Annotated in this window: 2 rRNA genes (1 of these 2 only partly in view); both read right to left on the bottom strand. The window is 54.2% G+C overall.

The features are described 5' to 3' along the window. A 23S ribosomal RNA gene (locus CBW65_RS16090) occupies positions 1-620 on the bottom strand; it reaches 2,376 nt to the left of the window's first position. Between the two features lie 159 nt (positions 621-779). Next, positions 780-2,326: ribosomal RNA gene (locus tag CBW65_RS16085) — 16S ribosomal RNA — on the bottom strand. Together the 16S and 23S rRNA genes form the textbook arrangement of a ribosomal RNA operon. Positions 2,327-2,500 lie beyond the last annotated feature (174 nt).

Here is a 2,500-nt window from a genome sequence, read left to right as displayed (position 1 = left end):
CTTTTTCACTCCGCTCCCGCGGTGCTTTTCACCTTTCCCTCACGGTACTGGTTCACTATCGGTCGCCAAGTAGTATTTAGCCTTGGGAGGTGGTCCTCCCTGATTCCCACGGGATTTCTCGTGTCCCGCGGTACTTGGGGTATCGTCTCGGAGTCTGGTTGATTTTGAATACGGGACTTTCACCCTCTGCGGTCGATCGTTCCAGATCGTTCTTCTACCAAACAGATTTGTAACTCCATTCGGCGGACAGTGCGAAATTTACCGAATTCGCTGTCGCTGCTTCGATAAATTTGGCACTGTCCACCGATGAGACGCCCCGCAACCCCGTATGGCCGAAGCCACGCGGTTTGGGCTCTTCCCCGTTCGCTCGCCGCTACTAGGAGAATCACTATTGTTTTCTCTTCCTCAGGGTACTTAGATGTTTCAGTTCCCCTGGTCTACCTCTCAACACCTATGGATTCAGTGCTGAGTGACACTCCATTACGAGTGCCGGGTTGCCCCATTCGGATACCCCCGGATCAACGCCTGCTTACGGCTCCCCGAGGCATTTCGGTGTTTGCCCCGTCCTTCATCGGCTCTTGGCGCCAAGGCATCCTCCGTGCGCCCTTCGTAGCTTAACCTAAGTTAATGCTTCGAAAGTACTGCATTTCAAACATGTCTTGACTCACTATTTCGCTATCCAGTTTTCAAGGAACACCTTGAGGGTTTGATCCCCCAAAACTAAACGAGTTGTTGTCAGAGATTGACGCAAGTCTTATAGAAAAATCTTAAATCCTTAGAAAGGAGGTGATCCAGCCGCACCTTCCGATACGGCTACCTTGTTACGACTTCACCCCAGTCATCGACCCCACCTTAGACGGCTGGCTCCTTACGGTTACCTCACCGGCTTCGGGTGTTGCCAACTCCCATGGTGTGACGGGCGGTGTGTACAAGGCCCGGGAACGAATTCACCGCGGCATGCTGATCCGCGATTACTAGCAATTCCAGCTTCATGCAGGCGAGTTGCAGCCTGCAATCCGAACTGTGAGCGGCTTTTTGGGATTGGCTCCGCCTCGCGGCATCGCAACCCTTTGTACCGCCCATTGTAGCACGTGTGTAGCCCAAGACATAAGGGGCATGATGATTTGACGTCATCCCCGCCTTCCTCCGGTTTGTCACCGGCAGTCAATTGTGAGTGCCCAACCAAATGATGGCAACACAATTTAGGGGTTGCGCTCGTTGCGGGACTTAACCCAACATCTCACGACACGAGCTGACGACAACCATGCACCACCTGTCACCGCTGCCCCGAAGGGAAGGTCTATCTCTAAACCGGTCAGCGGGATGTCAAGTCTTGGTAAGGTTCTTCGCGTTGCTTCGAATTAAACCACATGCTCCACTGCTTGTGCGGGCCCCCGTCAATTCCTTTGAGTTTCAGTCTTGCGACCGTACTCCCCAGGCGGAGTGCTTAATGCGTTAGCTTCGGCACTGAGGGTGGTACCCCCCAACACCTAGCACTCATCGTTTACGGCGTGGACTACCAGGGTATCTAATCCTGTTTGCTCCCCACGCTTTCGCGCCTCAGCGTCAGAAATCGGCCAGCAAGGCGCCTTCGCCACAGGTGTTCCTCCACATCTCTACGCATTTCACCGCTACACGTGGAATTCCCCTTGCCTCTCCGATCCTCAAGCCATCCCGTATCCAAGGCAATCCCAAGGTTGAGCCTTGGGCTTTCACCCCGGACGCAAATGGCCGCCTGCGCGCGCTTTACGCCCAGTGATTCCGGACAACGCTTGCCCCCTACGTATTACCGCGGCTGCTGGCACGTAGTTAGCCGGGGCTTCCTCCTCTGTTACCGTCAGGGTGTGAGCGTTCTCTTCTCACACTTGTTCTTCACAGAAGACAGAATTTTACAACCCGAAGGCCTTCATCATTCACGCGGCGTTGCTCCATCAGGCTTGCGCCCATTGTGGAAGATTCCCTACTGCTGCCTCCCGTAGGAGTCTGGGCCGTGTCTCAGTCCCAGTGTGGCCGGTCACCCTCTCAGGTCGGCTACGCATCGTCGCCTTGGTGAGCCATTACCTCACCAACTAGCTAATGCGCCGCGGGCCCATCCGACAGTGAAGCGAAAGCTTCTTTCTCTTCTCCCTCATGCGAAGGAGAAGCCTATCCGGTATTAGCACTCGTTTCCAAGCGTTATCCCGGTCTGTCTGGCAGGTTGCCCACGTGTTACTCACCCGTCCGCCGCTAACATCTTCGGAGCAAGCTCCGAATCAGTCCGCTCGACTTGCATGTATTAGGCACGCCGCCAGCGTTCGTCCTGAGCCAGGATCAAACTCTCAATAAAAGTTGAAAAAGTTTGTATCTCTGACTCGCGTCATCTCTCTGTAACACTCGTTTAGTTTTCAAGGATCAAGTACACGATGTACATTGTCCAACGTTGCGACAGGACGTCGCGTTCTTAGTTGGGCTTCCACCGTATGCCGCAGAAGCGACGTTTTCTAATTTACCATGCTGCGCT

The sequence above is a fragment of the Tumebacillus avium genome (assembly GCF_002162355.1).
GTDB lineage: Bacteria > Bacillota > Bacilli > Tumebacillales > Tumebacillaceae > Tumebacillus_A > Tumebacillus_A avium.
This window is presented reverse-complemented; position numbering and strand designations above follow the sequence as displayed.